Below are 16,863 nucleotides of genomic sequence, written 5' to 3'. Positions count from 1 at the left end.
AGCAATGCCGTATAATTCAAAATTATGATATTATGATATATGAATAGGAGGTTTTCTACATGTATTTCGTAGATAGCAAAACATTAAATTTAAAATTAAATTATTTAGAAAAATTAACAGTTGATTTTGAAATTGAGAAGAATTCTCCATATGCTTTAGAAAGAATCGCACATATGATGATTGAATCGGTAGTAGATATTGGGAATTTGATTATTGATGCATTTATTTTAAGAGATCCAGGAAATTACAAAGATGTTATAGATATTATGGAGCTTGAGAAAGTATTTCAGCCTTCAACTGCAGAAGCTGTAAGAAATTCTATAGACTATAGAAAAGAATTAATTCGTAATTATGAAAATATCAATCATGATGAATTAAGAAAAACTTTTGAAATAGCAAATCCATTTTATAAGCAAGCGATTCAAGATACGAAACATTTTTTAGAAAATGAAAATGTACCAGTTACAGCATTTGGCGAAGGAGATAAAAATGAAAGACTATAAAGGTTATTTAATAGATATAGATGGAACGATGTATAAAGGTTCAGAGATAATTGAAGGTGCTATTGAATTCATTGAATATTTAAATGAACATCATAAAGATTATTTATTCGTTACGAATAATTCTTCAAAAACACCTGCAGAAGTAGCAGAAAAATTAAATAACATGGGATTTAATACTTCAAGTGAACATGTCATTACATCAGCTATGGCGACTGCTGGTTATATAAGTGAAACATCTCCAGGTGCTTCTGTATATATGGTTGGTGGGAGTGGCTTGAATACCTCTTTAAGTGAGGCCGGTTTAGTCATTAAAGAAGATGAACATGTTGATTATGTTGTAATGGGACTAGATGTTAATATTTCTTATGAAAAATTATCAGTTGCATGTTTAGCTGTCCGAAATGGCGCTAAATTTATTTCAACAAATAAAGATGTTTCAATTCCTAATGAACGAGGGTTCTTACCTGGTAATGGTTCATTAACAAGTGTTGTAAGTGTCTCTACAGGACAAACACCGATCTTTATAGGAAAACCTGAGACAATCATTATGGAACAAGCTATTGAAAAAATTGGTCTTTCAAAAGAAGAATGTGTGATGATCGGCGATTTATATGATACAGATATTTTAGCCGGTATTAATAGTGGTATTGATACTTTACACGTTCAAACAGGCGTTACATCTTTAGAAGAAATTAACAAGAAAGAAGTATTACCTACTTATAGTGTTAAGAACTTATTTGAAGTGATTAAGTAAGCTAAATAAGGAGATGGGAACATGACTGAAAAAGTATTAGTTGCAAGACAATTACCAGATAAATTCATACAACAAATCGAACAATTTTCGGAAGTAGATGTTTGGAATAGTGAATTAGAACCTATGCCAAGAGAAGAATTTTTAAAACGATCTAAAGACGCAACAATTGTTATTACAACGTTAAGTGAGAAAATCGATGAGACCTTCTTTGAATCAGCTCCAAAAATTAAAGGGGTCGTTAACTTAGCAGTTGGATTTGATAATATTGATATTGAACTTGCTCATAACAAAGGTGTTGTTGTAACTAATACGCCAGAAGTATTAACAGAAACAACAGCAGAACTAGGATTTGCGTTAATGTTAACTGCAGCTAGAAGAATCGTAGAAGCGGTTGAATATGTAGAAAATGGTGAATGGAAAAGTTGGGGCCCTTACTTATTAGCAGGTAAAGATGTTCATGGATCTACAGTCGGTATATATGGCATGGGTGCAATTGGAGAAGCATTTGCAAGACGATTAAAAGGATTTAATTGCAAAGTTTTATACCATAACCGCTCCAAAAAAGAAGATGCTGAAAAACAGTTGAACGTTGAATATAGAACGATGGATCAATTGTTAGAAGAAAGTGATTTCGTAGTGTGTACTGCGCCTTTAACACCTGAAACAAAAGGTATATTTAATAAAGAAACTTTTAAAAAAATGAAGGATTCTGCAATATTGATTAACATCGGGCGAGGTGGACATATTGTAGAATCAGATTTAATAGAAGCAATAGAACAAAAAGAAATTCTCGGTGCTGCATTAGATGTCGTAGAAAATGAACCTATATCTATGGATCATCCGTTCTTAAAAATGGATCAAGTAATCGTAGTACCTCATATAGGTAGTAGTTCAATAAACACACGAGATAACATGGTGCAACTATGTGTAGATAATGCAAAACATATTATAGAAGGTAACGCGCCAGTTACACCGGTGAAGAAATAATACAATATGAAGTAAAAGTTTAATCTCATTAGTTGAGACAACAATAATCTTAATGATTATTTAAGACTGCCAACAAAGTCACTTAAAGTGAACTTGTTGGCAGTCTTTTTTTTGCGTCATATTGCTTGTATTTTTATATGTATAAAAATATCGATATTCCTTTTAATTTCCATAATATGCTAATATTTTACATATTTTCGTTGATATCTAGTTGCGCATAGAATATAATATGAAAATAGAATAATTACAAAATAAAATTATAAGGAGATTAACGATGGAAAAAATTAGGGAGATATTACTTTCTGAGAACTGCAAAATTATTGGATTAACTATTTTCTATTTCTTAATCATGATTGTTTTATTTTGGATTTATGCTGGTGGAAGTGCAAGTAACGATTTTATATACAATGAATTTTAAAAAAGGAGAGCATATATGAGGGATATCTTAGAGCAAATAACATTTATGGATGAGTGGTATAGTGATACAGTTGCTATCAACTATAGAGATGAAGAAATGACTTATCGTGAACTGAATCTTTATTCAAGTAAATTAGCTACGTTGATCAAAGACTCTGAAAAGCCTATTGTGCTATATGGTCACATGTCACCTTATATGATTGTAGGTATGATTGCGAGTATGAAAGCAGGCATTGGATATGTTCCAATAGATGTATCGATTCCTTTAGAAAGAATAGAACATATCATTGAGAAGGTAGAGCCTTCTTTTATTTTTAATACAACTGGAAATTTATTGAAAAATATACAAATTAAACAAATTACGATTGAAGAATGTATTAAAGCTCAAATAAATATAGATGGAATGAATAGAATAAAGGACAAGGATACTGTTTATACCATTTTTACATCTGGGTCAACTGGCTTACCTAAAGGTGTGCAAATTAGTTATGAAAGTTTAATGGATTTTACCAACTGGATGTTGCAGTTAAATAAGCTTGGCAACTATAGTATGTGGCTGAATCAAGCGCCATTTTCTTTTGATTTGTCAGTGATGTCTATTTATCCTTGTTTGATGACAGGTGGAACGTTACAACTTGTTGATAAAAAAATGATTGAAAAGCCTAAACAGTTATATGACTTGTTAAACAACAAAGATGTTGAAACTTGGGTATCGACACCATCGTTTTTAGAAATGTGTCTGTTGTTACCAGAATTTAATCAAGCATGTCATCCTAAATTAAAGCAGTTTTTCTTCTGTGGAGAAGTGCTGAGTCACAAAACGGCACAGAAATTATTAAATCTATTTGAAGATTCAACAATCTATAATACATATGGTCCTACTGAAGCAACTGTATCGGTGACAAGTATTCAAATTACGCAAGATATTCTTAATCAATTCAACCCTTTACCAATAGGTTCTGTACGTCCAAATTCACAATTAAAATTAACGGATAACGGAGAACTTGTGATTATAGGTAAAAGTGTGAGTCAAGGATACTTAAAAGATGAGGAAAAACATAATAAAGTATTTAAAAATATTGATGGTAAATTGAACTATTTTACTGGAGATAAGGCGGAATTTCATGATGGTTATTGGTTCATTCAAGGAAGAATTGATTTTCAAATAAAAATTAATGGCTATCGTATGGAACTTGAAGAAATTGAACTGGTGTTGGAACAATTGCCAGAAGTGCTACAAGCAGTTATTACACCGATTAAAAAAGGCGAAAAAGTTCAGTATTTACATGCTACTGTTATACCCGCGAATCCAAAAATAGAAGATGTAAACGAGATGATCATGCATTTGAAGCATGAATTAAAAATTCATTTACCTGATTACATGATTCCTAGAAATTTCAGCTTTGTAGAGGACTTGCCATTAACTGCTAATGGTAAGTTAGATAGAAATAAAGTGTCAGAGGGGTTAAAATCATGATTCCATATGGTGATTTTACCTACTTTTATATTTGTTTAATCTTAATGTTACCAGTCATCGTATTAGGATTAATCGGGAAGAGGAGCCTTGTCTATAATCGCATTATTACGATCGTTATGCTTGTGCTCATTTTTTCAGATGACAGTAAAAACTTATTTAATAATAAATATTTAAGTTATCAACTTATTTTCTTTACTTTATATGTTTGCTATCAAGTTGGATTAATTAGAATGTATATTTCAATATCAAAGAAAATAAATAATTTTAGAAATTATACTATTGCTATTTTTCTATCCATATTGCCTTTAATGATTGTGAAAGTATTACAAAGTAGTTGGTTAGGAGATTTCCAAATAACGATACATGATAACAAGTTAATTGAGTTTATCGGGTTTTTAGGAATTTCATATATTGCATTTAAAAGTATTCAGCTGATTATGGAAATTCGGGATAACCGAATAAAGTCTATAGATACCGTAAAACTGATTGATTTTATTACATTCTTCCCGACTATATCTTCAGGCCCAATCGATCGTTATAAACGTTTTATTAAGGATGAAGAAAAAATCCCTGAACCTGATGTTTACTATGCCATGGTTATAAAAGCTATTCATATGATATTTATGGGATTTTTGTATAAATATATTATTGCTTATTACATTAACGAGTGTGTAATTAAAGTTGTGCCAATAGATACAGATCCTACTTTTTTGAATTATATATATTATATGTATGGATATAGTTTCTATCTGTTTTTTGATTTTGCTGGTTACAGTTTGTTTGCTATCGCATTTAGTTATTTATTTGGCATTCAAACACCCGCTAACTTTAATCAGCCGTTTAAAGCTAAAAACATTAAAGATTTTTGGAATAGATGGCATATGAGTTTATCTTTTTGGTTTAGAGATTGTGTATATATGAGATTTGTATTTTGGGTTTCTAAAGAAAAATTACTAAAAGATAAATTGTTGATTTCTAACTTAGGATTTCTAATCAATTTCTTTATCATGGGTATTTGGCATGGTATTGAAATACATTATATCCTTTATGGTTTGTATCATGCGTTCTTATTTATTGGATATGGATATTATAAACAATGGCGAAAAAATCATCCATTCAAATTTAATCATAAGTTAATGAATGTGTTCGCAATTTTAGTTACATTCCATTGTATAGCATTTGGATTTTTATTATTCTCAGGAAAATTAATACATTAAATAAGGGAGTTATATTATGAATTTTGAAGAAAGGGTTTTAAATATATTAGCAGATGTGGCTGAAAATGATATCGTCAAAGAAAATCCTGATATCGAAATATTTGAAGAAGGGATTATTGATTCGTTTGCCACAGTTGGCTTGTTGTTAGAAATTCAGAATAATTTAGACATTGATGTTACGATTACTGATTTTGATAGAGATGAGTGGGCGACACCAAATAAAATTATAAAAGTGCTTAAGGACTTACAATGAAAATAAAATTATTGTTGCCTTTATTGTTAAGTAGTATATTATTTGGTATATTTTTATTAATACCAGTTGAATGGTTTACATCTTTATCAAAGCACGACAATATTAATAAAGAAGCAACATCTTTAAACGATACAGTACTAAAGGGTGTACATTCTCAAGAAGAAATGTTGTTAAGTGAGCAATATTATCCGATATTTGGATCGAGTGAATTGGAAAAACAAGATATTTTCCATCCTGCATATATTTTGAAAGAAAAAAAGGCGAAATTGAAGCCATATTTAATAGGAACAGGTGGCTCAACGGATTTAATTCATGCAATTAATATTGGTAGTCAAGCTCATCATCTCAAAGATAAAAAGATAGCTATCATCATTTCACCACAATGGTTTACAGACCATGGATTAACAAATGATAATTTCAGTGCTAGATTTTCACCATTGCAAGCAGATCATTTATTTAAAAACATGTCATTAAGTCCACAGTTGAAAGATAGATTTGCTAGAAGGTTAGTTCAATTTAAACAATTAAAATCAGATCCATATTTGAATTCTGTGATACATAAAGAAAATTATCAGTATGATGAAGGAACATTTATGAATGATTTCGAAAATAATATACACGAAAAACATGACGCTCTGAAATCTATATTTGGACAAGATAGAACCCATTTAGATAACAAACCTAAACGACATTTTAGTCATATGAATTGGGATGAAATGAGATTGTATGCTAATCAATATGGTGCAAAACATTCAAGAACTAACAAATTTGGGATGAATGATAAATATTGGAGTTTATTACAGCAACAACGTAAAAGATACAATCGAGATTATGAGTTCAATAAGCAATCAAAAGAATTTAGTGATTTACAATTGTTAATTGATACATTGAAAGAAGTAAAAGCAGATCCATTATTCATCGTCATTCCAGCAAATGGAAAATGGTATGATCATATTAATGTTGATAAAGCGAAAAGAGAAGCTGTTTATCGCAAGATTAATACAATTGTAACTTCGAATAATATGAAAATATATGACATAACAGACAAAGAATATGAACCATACGTCATTACAGACGCAGTTCATATAGGTTGGAAAGGTTGGGTCTATATTAATGAACAAATGATCAATCATATAAATGGAACTTATAATCATAAAGTGAGTAGACAATATCATTAATACAACTTAGAAAATATAAAAATCACCATCCCTAATAATCGGGGGTGGTGATTTTAGACTTTGTCGGCATTTTTTATGCGCATGCTTTCCGCGGGCATGTTCTCAGCCTGTAGTCTTCGAATCATGCTGTTCCCGCAGGAGTCAGCGCTAAAAAAATACCGAATATTAACAAATCATTTTATAATATAGATGAAATTTTATTTAAGAGTTGATTCTATATTAAATAAGTATAAGGATAAACGTGACCAGTGAGTTCAGCGTTCTAATGGGGGCGAAGCTTAGGATTTTCTTGGACTAACTTCGGACTTAACTCACGACTTAGGCAATGTCTGTACTGAACCTAAAAAGTTGAACTTTTTTAGTATGATATTTGAAGGAAACATGTAAAAAAACACCATCCCTAATAATTGGGATGGTGATTTTTTGTACGTTCTATGAGCAAGTATAGAGTATGTGCAATAAGTTAGAAGACTTGTTCTACTTCTACAACGCCGGGTACTTCTTCTAGTAAAGCACGTTCTATACCGGCTTTTAAAGTAATAGTAGAACTAGGGCATGTACCACATGCACCAAGTAGACGTAATTTAACGATACCATCATCAACATCTACTAATTCACAGTCGCCGCCATCTCTTAATAAGAACGGTCTTAATTTTTCAAGCACTTCACTAACTTGATCAAACATTGTTTGTTGTTCGGTAGCCATATATATAAATACTCCTCTCATCAAGTGTTATTAGATACACTAATCTTATTTATCTATTATAATAGATATAAGGTAAAAAATCTATTCATGAAACTAGGGGGATGTGAATATGTCTAAAGCAAGTATCGTAATTTATGGTGCTGATGTAGTATGCGCAAGTTGTGTGAATGCACCTTCATCTAAGGACACATATGAATGGCTACAAGCAATTTTGAGCAGAAAATATAATTTGAATTTTGAATACACATATATCGATATCTTTAATCAAACTGAAAATTTAACAGACCATGATCTTCAATTTATAGAAAGAATTAATGAAGATGAACTGTTTTATCCACTTGTCACAATAAATGATGAGTATGTAGCAGATGGATATATTCAATTAAAACAAATTACGAGATTCATTGATGAACATATTGCTGTAGAACATTAGGAAATATAAAATCACCCAATCCGAAAATGATTTCAATAGATTGGGTGACTTATTTTAAGTTGGGATTTATGTCCCAGCTTCTTCGTATATTATCCGTTATGGTATTTATATAGCCATAATACGCCTGATTTAATGACTCTCGCTAATCTTCCTGTAACTGTTTGTTCCATTAAATAAGCGAAACCTTGTTTTTCACCGAGTGAACCTACAAAGCCTTGAGGTTTTAATTCGGGCATTTTTTCAGGTAGTGGTTTATTTTCCCACTGTAATTTCATAACTTCAGCAATTTGATCTGCTTGAATTTCTGCTAAATAAGCACTTGGTGCGTGTGGCAATGCTGCACAGTCACCTACAATATATACATTTTTATATGTTGGAATTTGATGATATTGGTTTACGATAACTCTTCTGCCGTCATTAGTATCAACTGGAAGGTTTCTCACGATTTCAACCGGTTGAATCCCTGCAGTCCATACGACTAAATCTACATTGTGAACATCTTCGTTGTTGTATAATTGTCCAGGTTCAACTTTTGTAATATTTGAATTAGGAACGACTTCTACATTGTGTTTATCAAACCATTTCTTCACATAATTACTTAGTTTTTCTGGAAAAGCTGGTAAAATTCTAGAACCTCTATCAAAAAGTTTAATCGTGATGTCTTGTCTGCTTTCTCGCAATTCACTTGCTAATTCTATCCCACTTAAACCTGCACCAACGATTCCGACAGTAGCGTTACTTGGTAAGTCACATATTGCTTGATAAGTCTTGCGAGCGCTTTGTACTGTTTGAATACTGTACGTGTGCTCTTTCGCTCCAGGTACGTTGTGATATTTATCTTCACATCCTAATCCGATTACAAGTTCATCGTAATCAACACGTGTGTCACCAACTGAAACAATTTGATTATCTAAATCAATATCAGTTATTTCCCCATATACTGTATTAATTTTTTTATCTTTTGGAAATTGAACTCGAATTTCTTTATCTGGTTTTGTACCGGCTGCTAATGCGTAGAATTCTGTTTTTAAACCATGAAATGGCATACGATCAATCAGCGTAATTGAATAATCGGAAGGTAAAATGCTTGGAAGTATTTCTTTCATTAAGCGCATATTACCATATCCGCCCCCTAATAATACTAAGCTTTTCATCGTTATTCTCCTTTGTCCATAAATCAAATTTCTATAAATTTGTATGTATATATTTTATAATATATAAGTATACTTTTAGTATAATCGTTTTTGGCATAAACTACAATGAATGTTAAAATAGTTTAATGAATAAAAAGTGAGTAGGTGAACACATTGAACCCAATTGTCGAATTTTGTATTTCAAACTTGGCTAAAGGTGCTGATGCAGTGTTTAACAAGCTCGACAATGATCCAGAAGTAGATGTATTGGAATACGGTTGTCTACAGAATTGTGGACCATGTGCAAGAGGGTTATATGCATTGGTTAATGGAGATATGGTCAAGGGAGAGACACCAGAAGAATTACTAGAAAATATATATAGTCACATAGAAGAAAATTGGATTTTTTAGGAGGAATAAATATGTCAACAGTTATATTAACTGAAGCAGCAGCTTATGAAGTTAAAGATATGATGAAAAGCAACAATATGCCAAATGGTTATTTAAGAGTATCTGTTAAAGGCGGAGGTTGTACTGGATTATCTTATGGTATGTCTGCAGAAGAAGAACCTGCTGAAAACGACGAAACACTAGAATTTTTCGGTGTTAAAGTGCTAGTAGATAAGAAAGATGTTCCAATACTGAATGGGACTACAATTGACTTCAAAACGTCATTAATGGGCGGTGGATTTTCTATTGAGAATCCTAATGCAATTGCAGCTTGTGGTTGCGGAAGTTCATTCAAGACGAGGGATGTTGCAGGCACACCTGAGAATTGCTAGGAAATATAGGTTGTGACACTTGAATTTATCTTTATAAAAATATACAATAAAACTTGTATGTAAATAGTATTATCATTACTTGTGACCAAAAACACAAAGTGACACAACTTTCCTATAAGTGTCAAACAAATATCAGAAAGTATAGGTGAAAATAATGGGATTTGAACGTAAAAAAGTTCTCGTATTAGGGGCAGGGTATGCTGGCTTACAAACAGTAACTAAATTGCAAAAATTAGTTTCAAACCAAGACGTTGATATTACTTTAATCAACAAAAATGATTATCACTATGAAGCTACATGGTTACATGAAACTTCAGCAGGTACTTTAAATTATGAAGATGCTTTATATCCAATTACTAATGTAATTGATAAAAACAAAGTAAACTTTGTAAAAGCAGAAGTTAGCAAAATCAACAAAGATGCTAAAACAGTTGAAACATCAAATGGTGTATTCGAATATGACATTTTAGTTGTAGCATTAGGATTTGAAAGTGAAACATTTGGAATTGAAGGTATGAAAGAACATGCTCTTCAAATCGAAAATATTAACACTTCTCGTCGTATTTCTAAACATATTGAAGACAAATTTGCTAATTATGCTGCGTCTAAAGAAAAAGACGAAAATGATTTAGCTATTTTAGTTGGTGGTGCAGGATTCACTGGTGTTGAATTATTAGGTGAATTAACTGAACGTATCCCTGAATTATGTAAAAAATATGGTGTAGATCAATCTAAAGTTAAAATCACTTGTGTTGAGGCTGCTCCAAAAATGTTACCAATGTTCTCTGAAGAATTAGTGAACTATGTTGTTAAATATTTAGAAGCACGCGGAGTAGAATTCAAAATTTCTACACCAATCGTTGCTTGTAATGAACAAGGTTTCGTAGTTAAAGTTAATGATGTAGAACAAACTTTAGAAGCTAACACAGCTATCTGGGCTGCTGGAGTTAGAGGTAGCAAATTAATGGAAGAATCATTTGACGGCGTTAAACGTGGTCGTATCGTAGTTAAAGATGATTTATCAATCGATAATTATGATGATATCTTCGTTATTGGTGACTGTTCAGCTGTTATGGCTGGCGAAGGAGACAACAAACGTCCACTTCCTACAACAGCGCAAATCGCTATGCAACAAGGTGAACACCTTGCTAAAAATATTAAAAACATCTTTAACGGTGAAAAAACAGAAACTTTCTCATATGATGATAAAGGTACTGTATGTTCATTAGGTAGCCGTGATGGTGTTGGTGTCGTTATGGGTCGTGAAATTACTGGTAAAAAAGCAGCATTCATGAAAAAAGTTATCGATACACGTGCTGTATTCAAAATCGGTGGTATCGGATTAGCCTATAAAAAAGGTAAATTCTAATTGATTATTTATTAAATGTAGAGACCTGCTATTAGGCGGGTCTCTTTTTTAAAAGGAGGTTAGTTATGATATCTTTACCACAAGTTATCATATCAATGGCATTGTTTTTCGTTTTATTTTTTGGCATAGCTTTTATTTTAAATATGCTCTTAAAAGCTACTTGGCTAATGGTAGTGTTTTATCCATTTGTTATTTTTGCAATTGTAGATAAAATCTCGACAACTATGTACTTTACAAATCCATCGACAGCTTTTTCAAAACTTATTACAGGCTTAACACATATACATACAGCTGACATTTTAATGCTCGGTTCAGGTTGGATTGGCGCGATTGTTGCAGGATTTGTTATAAGAAATCTTAGAAGAAGCGGTTATTCAATGTTCTAATAAAGGGGATAATAATATGAAATTTCAATTTATAGAAAAATATTCAGAAAATGAATTTCCAATTGTAATAGGTTGTCCAAGTCATTTAAATCAAATGCATAATTTTGATGAAGTGAATAACATTTTAAATGGTCAGTTAGATAGCTTAAAAAAACAACAAATTATAAGTAGTGAATTAGGTGAAATTACGAGTTCAGCAATAACCGTTAATCACCATGTCATTAAATTAATTGCAGTAGGTTTAGGTAATTTAAAAGAAATTAAAGAAAATGACTATCAAGTAATATATGGTAATTTAAGTCGTTATTTACAGAACAACAAAATAGAAAATATTAATTTGCTTGATGACACATTTTTAACACAAAGCGTAACGGATAAAGAAAGATTGTATCGCTTTGGTTGGTTATCTAAACAAGCTGTATTCCAATTTGATCATTATAAATCGAATAAATCGGCGAATATTGAGACAATGATAAACTTTATTACATCATCTCATGAAGATGTGAAATCGTTTATTGCGCAAGGTGAAATATTAGGAGATAGTATTAATTTAGCGAGAACATATTCACAAACACCTCCGAACATTTTAACACCTGATTATTTTGCTCAACAAATTGAACAGCATTTTAATGGCAGCAAAGTTGAAGTCACAATTAAAGATGAACAAGCCATTCGTGAAGAAGGAATTGGCTTATTAGATGCTGTTGGTAAAGGTTCAATAAATCCTCCACGCTTAGTTACTTTAACTTATAAAGGATCAAATGATGATCCGATTGCTTTAGTAGGTAAAGGGGTTACTTATGACTCAGGCGGTTATCAAATTAAATCTAAAACAGGTATGCCAACTATGAAATACGATATGAGTGGGGCAAGTAATGTTGTAGCGATGGTAAATGCAATCGCTGAATTACAATTACCTATACACGTCGTAGCTGTGTTACCTTTAGCTGAAAATATGATATCTCACAATGCTATGAAACCAGATGATGTATTCACTGCTTTAAGTGGAGAAACAGTTGAAATAACAAATACTGACGCTGAAGGTAGACTCGTATTAGGGGATGCTGTCACTTATGTTAAACAGTTTAAACCAGAACTTATTATGAACTTTGCTACTTTAACTGGTGCAGTAGTTGCAGCTTTAGGTTTAGGGAAGACAGGCATATTCTCTAGTGATGCAGATGGTTATATTGAAGATGTTAAACAAGCAGCGAAGTATTCAAATGAAGTAAGCTTTGAACTTCCAATTACGGACGAAGAGAAAAACGATATTCAATCTTCAGAAGTTGCCGATTTAACTAACTGTATTTTGCATAAACATGGTAAAGCATTATTTGCCGCAGCCTTTGTTACGCATTTCAGTGGTGATATTCCACATTTACATTTTGATATCGCTGGATCTAGCGAAACTGAAAAAGCATCATACCTTGGACCAAAAGGTGCTACAGGCGCAATGATACCAACTGTACTTCATTTCTTAAAAAATAAATAAATAAAAATAGCTTACAAAACTACCGTGAATTTTGTAAGCTATTTTTATATTATTCTATTCTGAAAATTCGGACTAATTCAAGATATATTGACATGATATTTCTCAACTGATATGATAAATTCATCATTTTACTTTATCCTGGTAGAGAGTTAAAGAACGGAGAGGATTTTCTTGGAAATAAATGCAGTGTTAGTAGCTGTTATTGTAATGATTATACTTTGTTTAATGAGACTTAATGTCGTGTTGAGTATTTTCGTTGGTGCATTAACAGGTGGTTTGTTAAGTGGCATGTCACTTGATAAAGTGATATCAACATTTGGAAAAACGATTGTTGATGGTGCAGAAGTAGCATTATCTTACGCGCTATTAGGTGGATTTGCAGCGCTTATTTCATATAGTGGTATTACCGACTATATTGTCGGAAAAGTTATCAAATCTATGAAACAAGAAAATTCACAAAAAAGTAGATTAAAAATAAAAATTACGTTAGTCGCTGTTTTACTCGTTATTTCAGTGCTAAGTCAGAACATTATACCTGTCCATATAGCATTTATTCCAATTCTTATACCGCCATTATTAAGCTTATTTAATGAATTGAAAATGGATAGAAGATTAATCGCAACAGTTATTGGCTTTGGATTATGTTTCCCATATATTCTATTTCCATACGGCTATGGCCACATTTTCCAATCTATTATTTTTGATGCGTTTGGTAAAGCAAACGTAGATATAGAATTTAATAATATTTGGAAAGCTATGCTTATTCCATCAATGGGTTATGTTGTTGGTCTAATAATTGCAATTATTCTTTACTGGAAACCTAGAACATATAAAACAATAAAAGTTGAAGAAGAACAAGAAATGAAAACGTTAAAGCCATATCCTTTAATTGTCACTGGCGTAGCAATTTTAGCAACATTTATTGTTCAAACATATACAGAATCAATGATTTTCGGTGCTTTAGCTGGGATTCTAATTTTCTTCTTCTCAGGATTATATAACTGGAAAGATTTAGATGCTAAATTAGTAGAAGGTATCCAAATAATGGCATACATTGGTGTTGTGATTTTATCAGCTAACGGTTTTGCTGGTGTAATGAATGCAACGAATGAAGTAGGAACGCTTGTAGAAAGCCTTGCTGCAATAACTGGTGATAATAAAGCATTTAGTATTATCATGATGTATGCTATCGGTTTAGTTGTGACATTAGGTATAGGTTCCTCATTTGCTACAATACCGATTATCGCAAGTTTATTTATTCCATTTGGACAAGAAATTGGCTTGAGCTCAATGGCGCTTATAGCAGTTATTGGTACAGCAGGCGCATTAGGTGACTCAGGAAGCCCAGCCAGTGATTCAACATTAGGTCCGACGGCAGGATTGAATGTCGATGGAGAACATGATCACATACGAGATACATGTATTCCTAACTTTATGATTTATAACATACCGTTAATCATATTTGGTTTTATCGCTGCTATGGTATTATAGTAGCAACGAGGAGGCTCACAATATGGACTTAATAGAAAATTTTGAAATACAAACAGTAGAGTCAAAACATGGATACATTGAAATGACGATGCCTGTAACGGATAAAGTTAAACAACCTTTTGGATATTTACATGGCGGTGCTACTATCGCATTAGCAGAAACTGCAGCATCTGTAGGTGCACACGTATCTTCAAATGATGATGAAATTCCTTTAGGTTTAGAGATTAATGCAAACCATATAAAATCTATACGAAGTGGTCAAGTGCGTGCAATTGGAATAGCACTTCATATCGGTCGTTCTACACAAGTGTGGGATGTTAAAGTATTAGATGATGAAGATCAATTAATCTCAGTTGTTAGAGCAACTATTGCTATAAAAAAGAAAAGATCATGAAATATTAAAACGATTATGAAATATTAAACAGTAGAATTTATTCTACTGTTTTTATTTTTCTTTAAAAAGGGTATGCATAGAGTATCAATGATTTAAGGAGGATTTAAATGACAAAGAGAAATCCGTTAACAGATTATTATAATGATACTTACGAAAAGCAACCACAGGAATATCCTGGAATACAAAGTGAAATGAAGCCAGTACCAGACTGTGGAGAAACTTCATATAAAGGTAATGATAAATTAAAAGGGAAAAAGCTTTAGTGACAGGTGGAGATTCTGGTATTGGACGAGCTGCGGCGATTGCTTATGCAAAAGAAGGTGCAGATGTCGCAATCAATTATATATCAGATGAACAAGCAGATGCTGAAGACGTTAAAAAAGTGATTGAAGAGGCAGGACAAAAATGTATATTAATTCCTGGTGATTTAAGGGACCGAGAATTTCCTAAAAAATTAGTTGAACAAGCTTATAAAGCGTTAGAAGGTTTGGACATTCTAGTTTTAAATGCAGGCATGCAACAATATGAGTATGATATACAGAATTTAGCAGAGGAAAATTTAAGAGATACTTTTGAAGTGAATGTATTTGCTGGTGTTTCTATCGTTCAAGAAGCATTAAACTATTTAGAGTCTGGAGGTAGTATAATATTTACTTCTTCAATACAAGGTGTTAAACCAAGCCAACATCTTGTTGACTATGCAATGACAAAGAGCTGCAATATATCAATAACAATTAGTTTAGCAGCACAATTGGGTGAAAAAGGTATTAGAGTTAACTGTGTAGCTCCAGGACCCGTTTGGACACCATTACAAATAAGCGGTGGACAACCTCAAGAAAATATCCCTAATTTCGGTAAGAACCAACCATTACAAAGAGCTGGTCAACCAGTTGAGTTAGCAGATGTGTATGTATTACTTGCATCGGATAATGCTAGCTTTATAACAGGACAAGTTTATGGAGTAACAGGTGGTTCACCAATCAACTAAGGAGGCATCATACAGATGGGAAGAGTAGAAAATAAAATTGCAGTGATAACAGGTGCGAGTACAGGTATTGGCTTTGCTACGGCTATGCAACTTGCATCAGAAGGTGCTCAAGTTATTTGTTTAGACATATCAGACCATTTGGAAGCGTCAGTAAAACAAATTAACGATGAAGGTTATAAAGCAACAGCAATGAAAGTAGATATTTCTAAAGAAGATGAAGTTGTATCTGCAGTAAAACATATTGAAGAAAGTTATAGAAATGTGCACATACTCTTTAATAATGCAGGTATTGATCATAAGGCAGGAAGAATACACGAATATCCTGTTGAAGTATTTGATGATTTAATAAATGTGGATTTAAGAGGTACATTTATGGTAACGAAGTATATATTACCGCTTATGTTTAGTGAAGGAGGATCAATTATTAATACAGCATCCTTCTCAGGATTAGCTGCAGATTTAAATAGATCCGGCTATAATGCCGCTAAAGGTGGCGTTGTCAATTTCACTAAATCCATTGCTATTGAATATGGAAGAGAAAATATTCGAGCTAATTCTATCGCGCCTGGTACAATTGAAACACCACTTATTGATAGTTTAGTAGGTGGACAAGAAGACGAAGCAGGCGTGAATTTCAGAGAAAACCAAAAATGGGTGACACCTTTAGGAAGATTAGGAAAACCAGAAGAAGTTGCCAAACTGGTTCAATTTCTTGCATCAGATGAAAGTTCATTTATTACAGGCGAAAATATAACAATTGACGGTGGTGTCATGTCTTATACATGGCCAGGAGATATGTTAAGCGATAAAAGTTGGAAAGAAAGTACTAAATAAGTATAAAAGAGCGTAAATTCTTATTTCAAGAAGAATTTACGCTCTTTTTATTATAATGATGCACTTTCA

Annotated in this window: 19 protein-coding genes and 1 pseudogene; 18 read left to right on the top strand and 2 right to left on the bottom strand. The window is 32.3% G+C overall.

Features of this window, described 5'->3' with window-relative positions; genetic code table 11:
• Positions 1-59 precede the first annotated feature (59 nt).
• From LQ598_RS06250 to dltD, 8 genes are all read left to right on the top strand, one after another.
• Positions 60-503: a DUF86 domain-containing protein gene (locus LQ598_RS06250; RefSeq protein ID WP_103322516.1), complete on the top strand. Its 444-nt coding sequence runs from the start codon at positions 60-62 to the stop codon at positions 501-503.
• Positions 490-1,257 (top strand): TIGR01457 family HAD-type hydrolase, encoded by a 768-nt coding sequence (locus tag LQ598_RS06245; RefSeq protein WP_016912813.1) that lies wholly within the window; start codon positions 490-492, stop codon positions 1,255-1,257. The genes LQ598_RS06250 and LQ598_RS06245 overlap by 14 nt, the downstream gene beginning before the upstream one ends.
• A 21-nt stretch (positions 1,258-1,278) precedes the next feature.
• Positions 1,279-2,244, top strand: a complete 966-nt coding sequence (locus LQ598_RS06240; protein ID WP_107556635.1) for a 2-hydroxyacid dehydrogenase — start codon at positions 1,279-1,281, stop codon at positions 2,242-2,244.
• Between the two features lie 274 nt (positions 2,245-2,518).
• On the top strand, positions 2,519-2,662 hold the full coding sequence (locus tag LQ598_RS06235; protein WP_016912811.1) for a teichoic acid D-Ala incorporation-associated protein DltX: 144 nt from the start codon (positions 2,519-2,521) through the stop codon (positions 2,660-2,662).
• A 15-nt stretch (positions 2,663-2,677) separates the two neighbouring features.
• Entirely contained in the window at positions 2,678-4,138 is a 1,461-nt protein-coding gene (gene dltA / locus LQ598_RS06230; protein ID WP_239745361.1) for a D-alanine--poly(phosphoribitol) ligase subunit DltA, read from the top strand.
• Complete coding sequence (gene dltB, locus LQ598_RS06225; protein ID WP_239745360.1) at positions 4,135-5,355, top strand: D-alanyl-lipoteichoic acid biosynthesis protein DltB; 1,221 nt, start codon at positions 4,135-4,137, stop codon at positions 5,353-5,355. Before dltA ends, dltB begins: the two co-directional genes overlap by 4 nt.
• A 16-nt stretch (positions 5,356-5,371) precedes the next feature.
• Positions 5,372-5,608 carry a D-alanine--poly(phosphoribitol) ligase subunit 2 gene (dltC, locus tag LQ598_RS06220; RefSeq protein ID WP_016912808.1) on the top strand — a complete coding sequence of 79 codons (237 nt, stop codon included), beginning with the start codon at positions 5,372-5,374 and terminating at the stop codon, positions 5,606-5,608.
• On the top strand, positions 5,605-6,786 hold the full coding sequence (gene dltD / locus LQ598_RS06215; protein WP_239745359.1) for a D-alanyl-lipoteichoic acid biosynthesis protein DltD: 1,182 nt from the start codon (positions 5,605-5,607) through the stop codon (positions 6,784-6,786). Before dltC ends, dltD begins: the two co-directional genes overlap by 4 nt.
• A 463-nt stretch (positions 6,787-7,249) precedes the next feature.
• Here the strand turns inward: dltD and LQ598_RS06210 are convergent, their stop codons facing one another.
• Positions 7,250-7,492, bottom strand: coding sequence for a NifU family protein (locus LQ598_RS06210; RefSeq protein ID WP_016912597.1), 243 nt, complete (start codon positions 7,490-7,492; stop codon positions 7,250-7,252).
• A 109-nt stretch (positions 7,493-7,601) separates the two neighbouring features.
• Between LQ598_RS06210 and LQ598_RS06205 the strand changes: the two genes are divergently transcribed.
• Entirely contained in the window at positions 7,602-7,925 is a 324-nt protein-coding gene (locus LQ598_RS06205) for a YuzD family protein (RefSeq protein ID WP_103322439.1), read from the top strand.
• Positions 7,926-8,014: 89 nt separating this feature from the next.
• Here the strand turns inward: LQ598_RS06205 and LQ598_RS06200 are convergent, their stop codons facing one another.
• On the bottom strand, positions 8,015-9,079 hold the full coding sequence (locus LQ598_RS06200; RefSeq protein WP_016912595.1) for an NAD(P)/FAD-dependent oxidoreductase: 1,065 nt from the start codon (positions 9,077-9,079) through the stop codon (positions 8,015-8,017).
• Between the two features lie 153 nt (positions 9,080-9,232).
• On the opposite strand from LQ598_RS06200, the gene LQ598_RS06195 reads away from it, so the two are divergent.
• The 9 genes and pseudogenes from LQ598_RS06195 to LQ598_RS06155 all read left to right on the top strand — a co-directional run bounded on the left by LQ598_RS06195 (position 9,233) and on the right by LQ598_RS06155 (position 16,794).
• A complete protein-coding gene (locus LQ598_RS06195) occupies positions 9,233-9,469 on the top strand; it encodes a YuzB family protein (protein WP_016912594.1) in 237 nt (78 codons plus the stop codon).
• Between the two features lie 11 nt (positions 9,470-9,480).
• Positions 9,481-9,840 carry a HesB/IscA family protein gene (locus LQ598_RS06190; protein WP_016912593.1) on the top strand — a complete coding sequence of 120 codons (360 nt, stop codon included), beginning with the start codon at positions 9,481-9,483 and terminating at the stop codon, positions 9,838-9,840.
• 154 nt (positions 9,841-9,994) lie between these two features.
• Positions 9,995-11,209, top strand: coding sequence for an NAD(P)/FAD-dependent oxidoreductase (locus LQ598_RS06185; RefSeq protein ID WP_016912592.1), 1,215 nt, complete (start codon positions 9,995-9,997; stop codon positions 11,207-11,209).
• Between the two features lie 65 nt (positions 11,210-11,274).
• Positions 11,275-11,595 carry a YuiB family protein gene (locus LQ598_RS06180; RefSeq protein WP_016912591.1) on the top strand — a complete coding sequence of 107 codons (321 nt, stop codon included), beginning with the start codon at positions 11,275-11,277 and terminating at the stop codon, positions 11,593-11,595.
• A gap of 16 nt (positions 11,596-11,611) precedes the next feature.
• Positions 11,612-13,087, top strand: coding sequence for a leucyl aminopeptidase family protein (locus LQ598_RS06175; protein ID WP_107556630.1), 1,476 nt, complete (start codon positions 11,612-11,614; stop codon positions 13,085-13,087).
• A gap of 171 nt (positions 13,088-13,258) precedes the next feature.
• Positions 13,259-14,578 (top strand): Na+/H+ antiporter family protein, encoded by a 1,320-nt coding sequence (locus LQ598_RS06170; protein WP_107536780.1) that lies wholly within the window; start codon positions 13,259-13,261, stop codon positions 14,576-14,578.
• A 22-nt stretch (positions 14,579-14,600) separates the two neighbouring features.
• Positions 14,601-14,972, top strand: a complete 372-nt coding sequence (locus tag LQ598_RS06165; RefSeq protein WP_107536781.1) for a PaaI family thioesterase — start codon at positions 14,601-14,603, stop codon at positions 14,970-14,972.
• 107 nt (positions 14,973-15,079) lie between these two features.
• Positions 15,080-15,960, top strand: a pseudogene (locus LQ598_RS06160) (SDR family oxidoreductase).
• Positions 15,961-15,975: 15 nt separating this feature from the next.
• A complete protein-coding gene (locus LQ598_RS06155; RefSeq protein WP_107536783.1) occupies positions 15,976-16,794 on the top strand; it encodes an SDR family oxidoreductase in 819 nt (272 codons plus the stop codon).
• Positions 16,795-16,863 lie beyond the last annotated feature (69 nt).

Origin of the sequence: Mammaliicoccus sp. F-M27 (genome assembly GCF_022387115.1) — a bacterium.
Lineage (GTDB): Bacteria > Bacillota > Bacilli > Staphylococcales > Staphylococcaceae > Mammaliicoccus > Mammaliicoccus vitulinus.
This window is presented reverse-complemented; position numbering and strand designations above follow the sequence as displayed.

What these genes read in the sequence shown, in the direction of transcription:
- LQ598_RS06250 (WP_103322516.1), top strand. Translation starts at nt 60, where the DNA reads ATGTATTTCGTAGATAGCAAAACATTAAATTTAAAATTAAATTATTTA.
- LQ598_RS06245 (WP_016912813.1), top strand. Translation starts at nt 490, where the DNA reads ATGAAAGACTATAAAGGTTATTTAATAGATATAGATGGAACGATGTAT.
- LQ598_RS06240 (WP_107556635.1), top strand. Translation starts at nt 1,279, where the DNA reads ATGACTGAAAAAGTATTAGTTGCAAGACAATTACCAGATAAATTCATA.
- LQ598_RS06235 (WP_016912811.1), top strand. Translation starts at nt 2,519, where the DNA reads ATGGAAAAAATTAGGGAGATATTACTTTCTGAGAACTGCAAAATTATT.
- dltA (WP_239745361.1), top strand. Translation starts at nt 2,678, where the DNA reads ATGAGGGATATCTTAGAGCAAATAACATTTATGGATGAGTGGTATAGT.
- dltB (WP_239745360.1), top strand. Translation starts at nt 4,135, where the DNA reads ATGATTCCATATGGTGATTTTACCTACTTTTATATTTGTTTAATCTTA.
- dltC (WP_016912808.1), top strand. Translation starts at nt 5,372, where the DNA reads ATGAATTTTGAAGAAAGGGTTTTAAATATATTAGCAGATGTGGCTGAA.
- dltD (WP_239745359.1), top strand. Translation starts at nt 5,605, where the DNA reads ATGAAAATAAAATTATTGTTGCCTTTATTGTTAAGTAGTATATTATTT.
- LQ598_RS06210 (WP_016912597.1), bottom strand. Translation starts at nt 7,492, where the DNA reads ATGGCTACCGAACAACAAACAATGTTTGATCAAGTTAGTGAAGTGCTT.
- LQ598_RS06205 (WP_103322439.1), top strand. Translation starts at nt 7,602, where the DNA reads ATGTCTAAAGCAAGTATCGTAATTTATGGTGCTGATGTAGTATGCGCA.
- LQ598_RS06200 (WP_016912595.1), bottom strand. Translation starts at nt 9,079, where the DNA reads ATGAAAAGCTTAGTATTATTAGGGGGCGGATATGGTAATATGCGCTTA.
- LQ598_RS06190 (WP_016912593.1), top strand. Translation starts at nt 9,481, where the DNA reads ATGTCAACAGTTATATTAACTGAAGCAGCAGCTTATGAAGTTAAAGAT.
- LQ598_RS06185 (WP_016912592.1), top strand. Translation starts at nt 9,995, where the DNA reads ATGGGATTTGAACGTAAAAAAGTTCTCGTATTAGGGGCAGGGTATGCT.
- LQ598_RS06180 (WP_016912591.1), top strand. Translation starts at nt 11,275, where the DNA reads ATGATATCTTTACCACAAGTTATCATATCAATGGCATTGTTTTTCGTT.
- LQ598_RS06175 (WP_107556630.1), top strand. Translation starts at nt 11,612, where the DNA reads ATGAAATTTCAATTTATAGAAAAATATTCAGAAAATGAATTTCCAATT.
- LQ598_RS06165 (WP_107536781.1), top strand. Translation starts at nt 14,601, where the DNA reads ATGGACTTAATAGAAAATTTTGAAATACAAACAGTAGAGTCAAAACAT.
- LQ598_RS06155 (WP_107536783.1), top strand. Translation starts at nt 15,976, where the DNA reads ATGGGAAGAGTAGAAAATAAAATTGCAGTGATAACAGGTGCGAGTACA.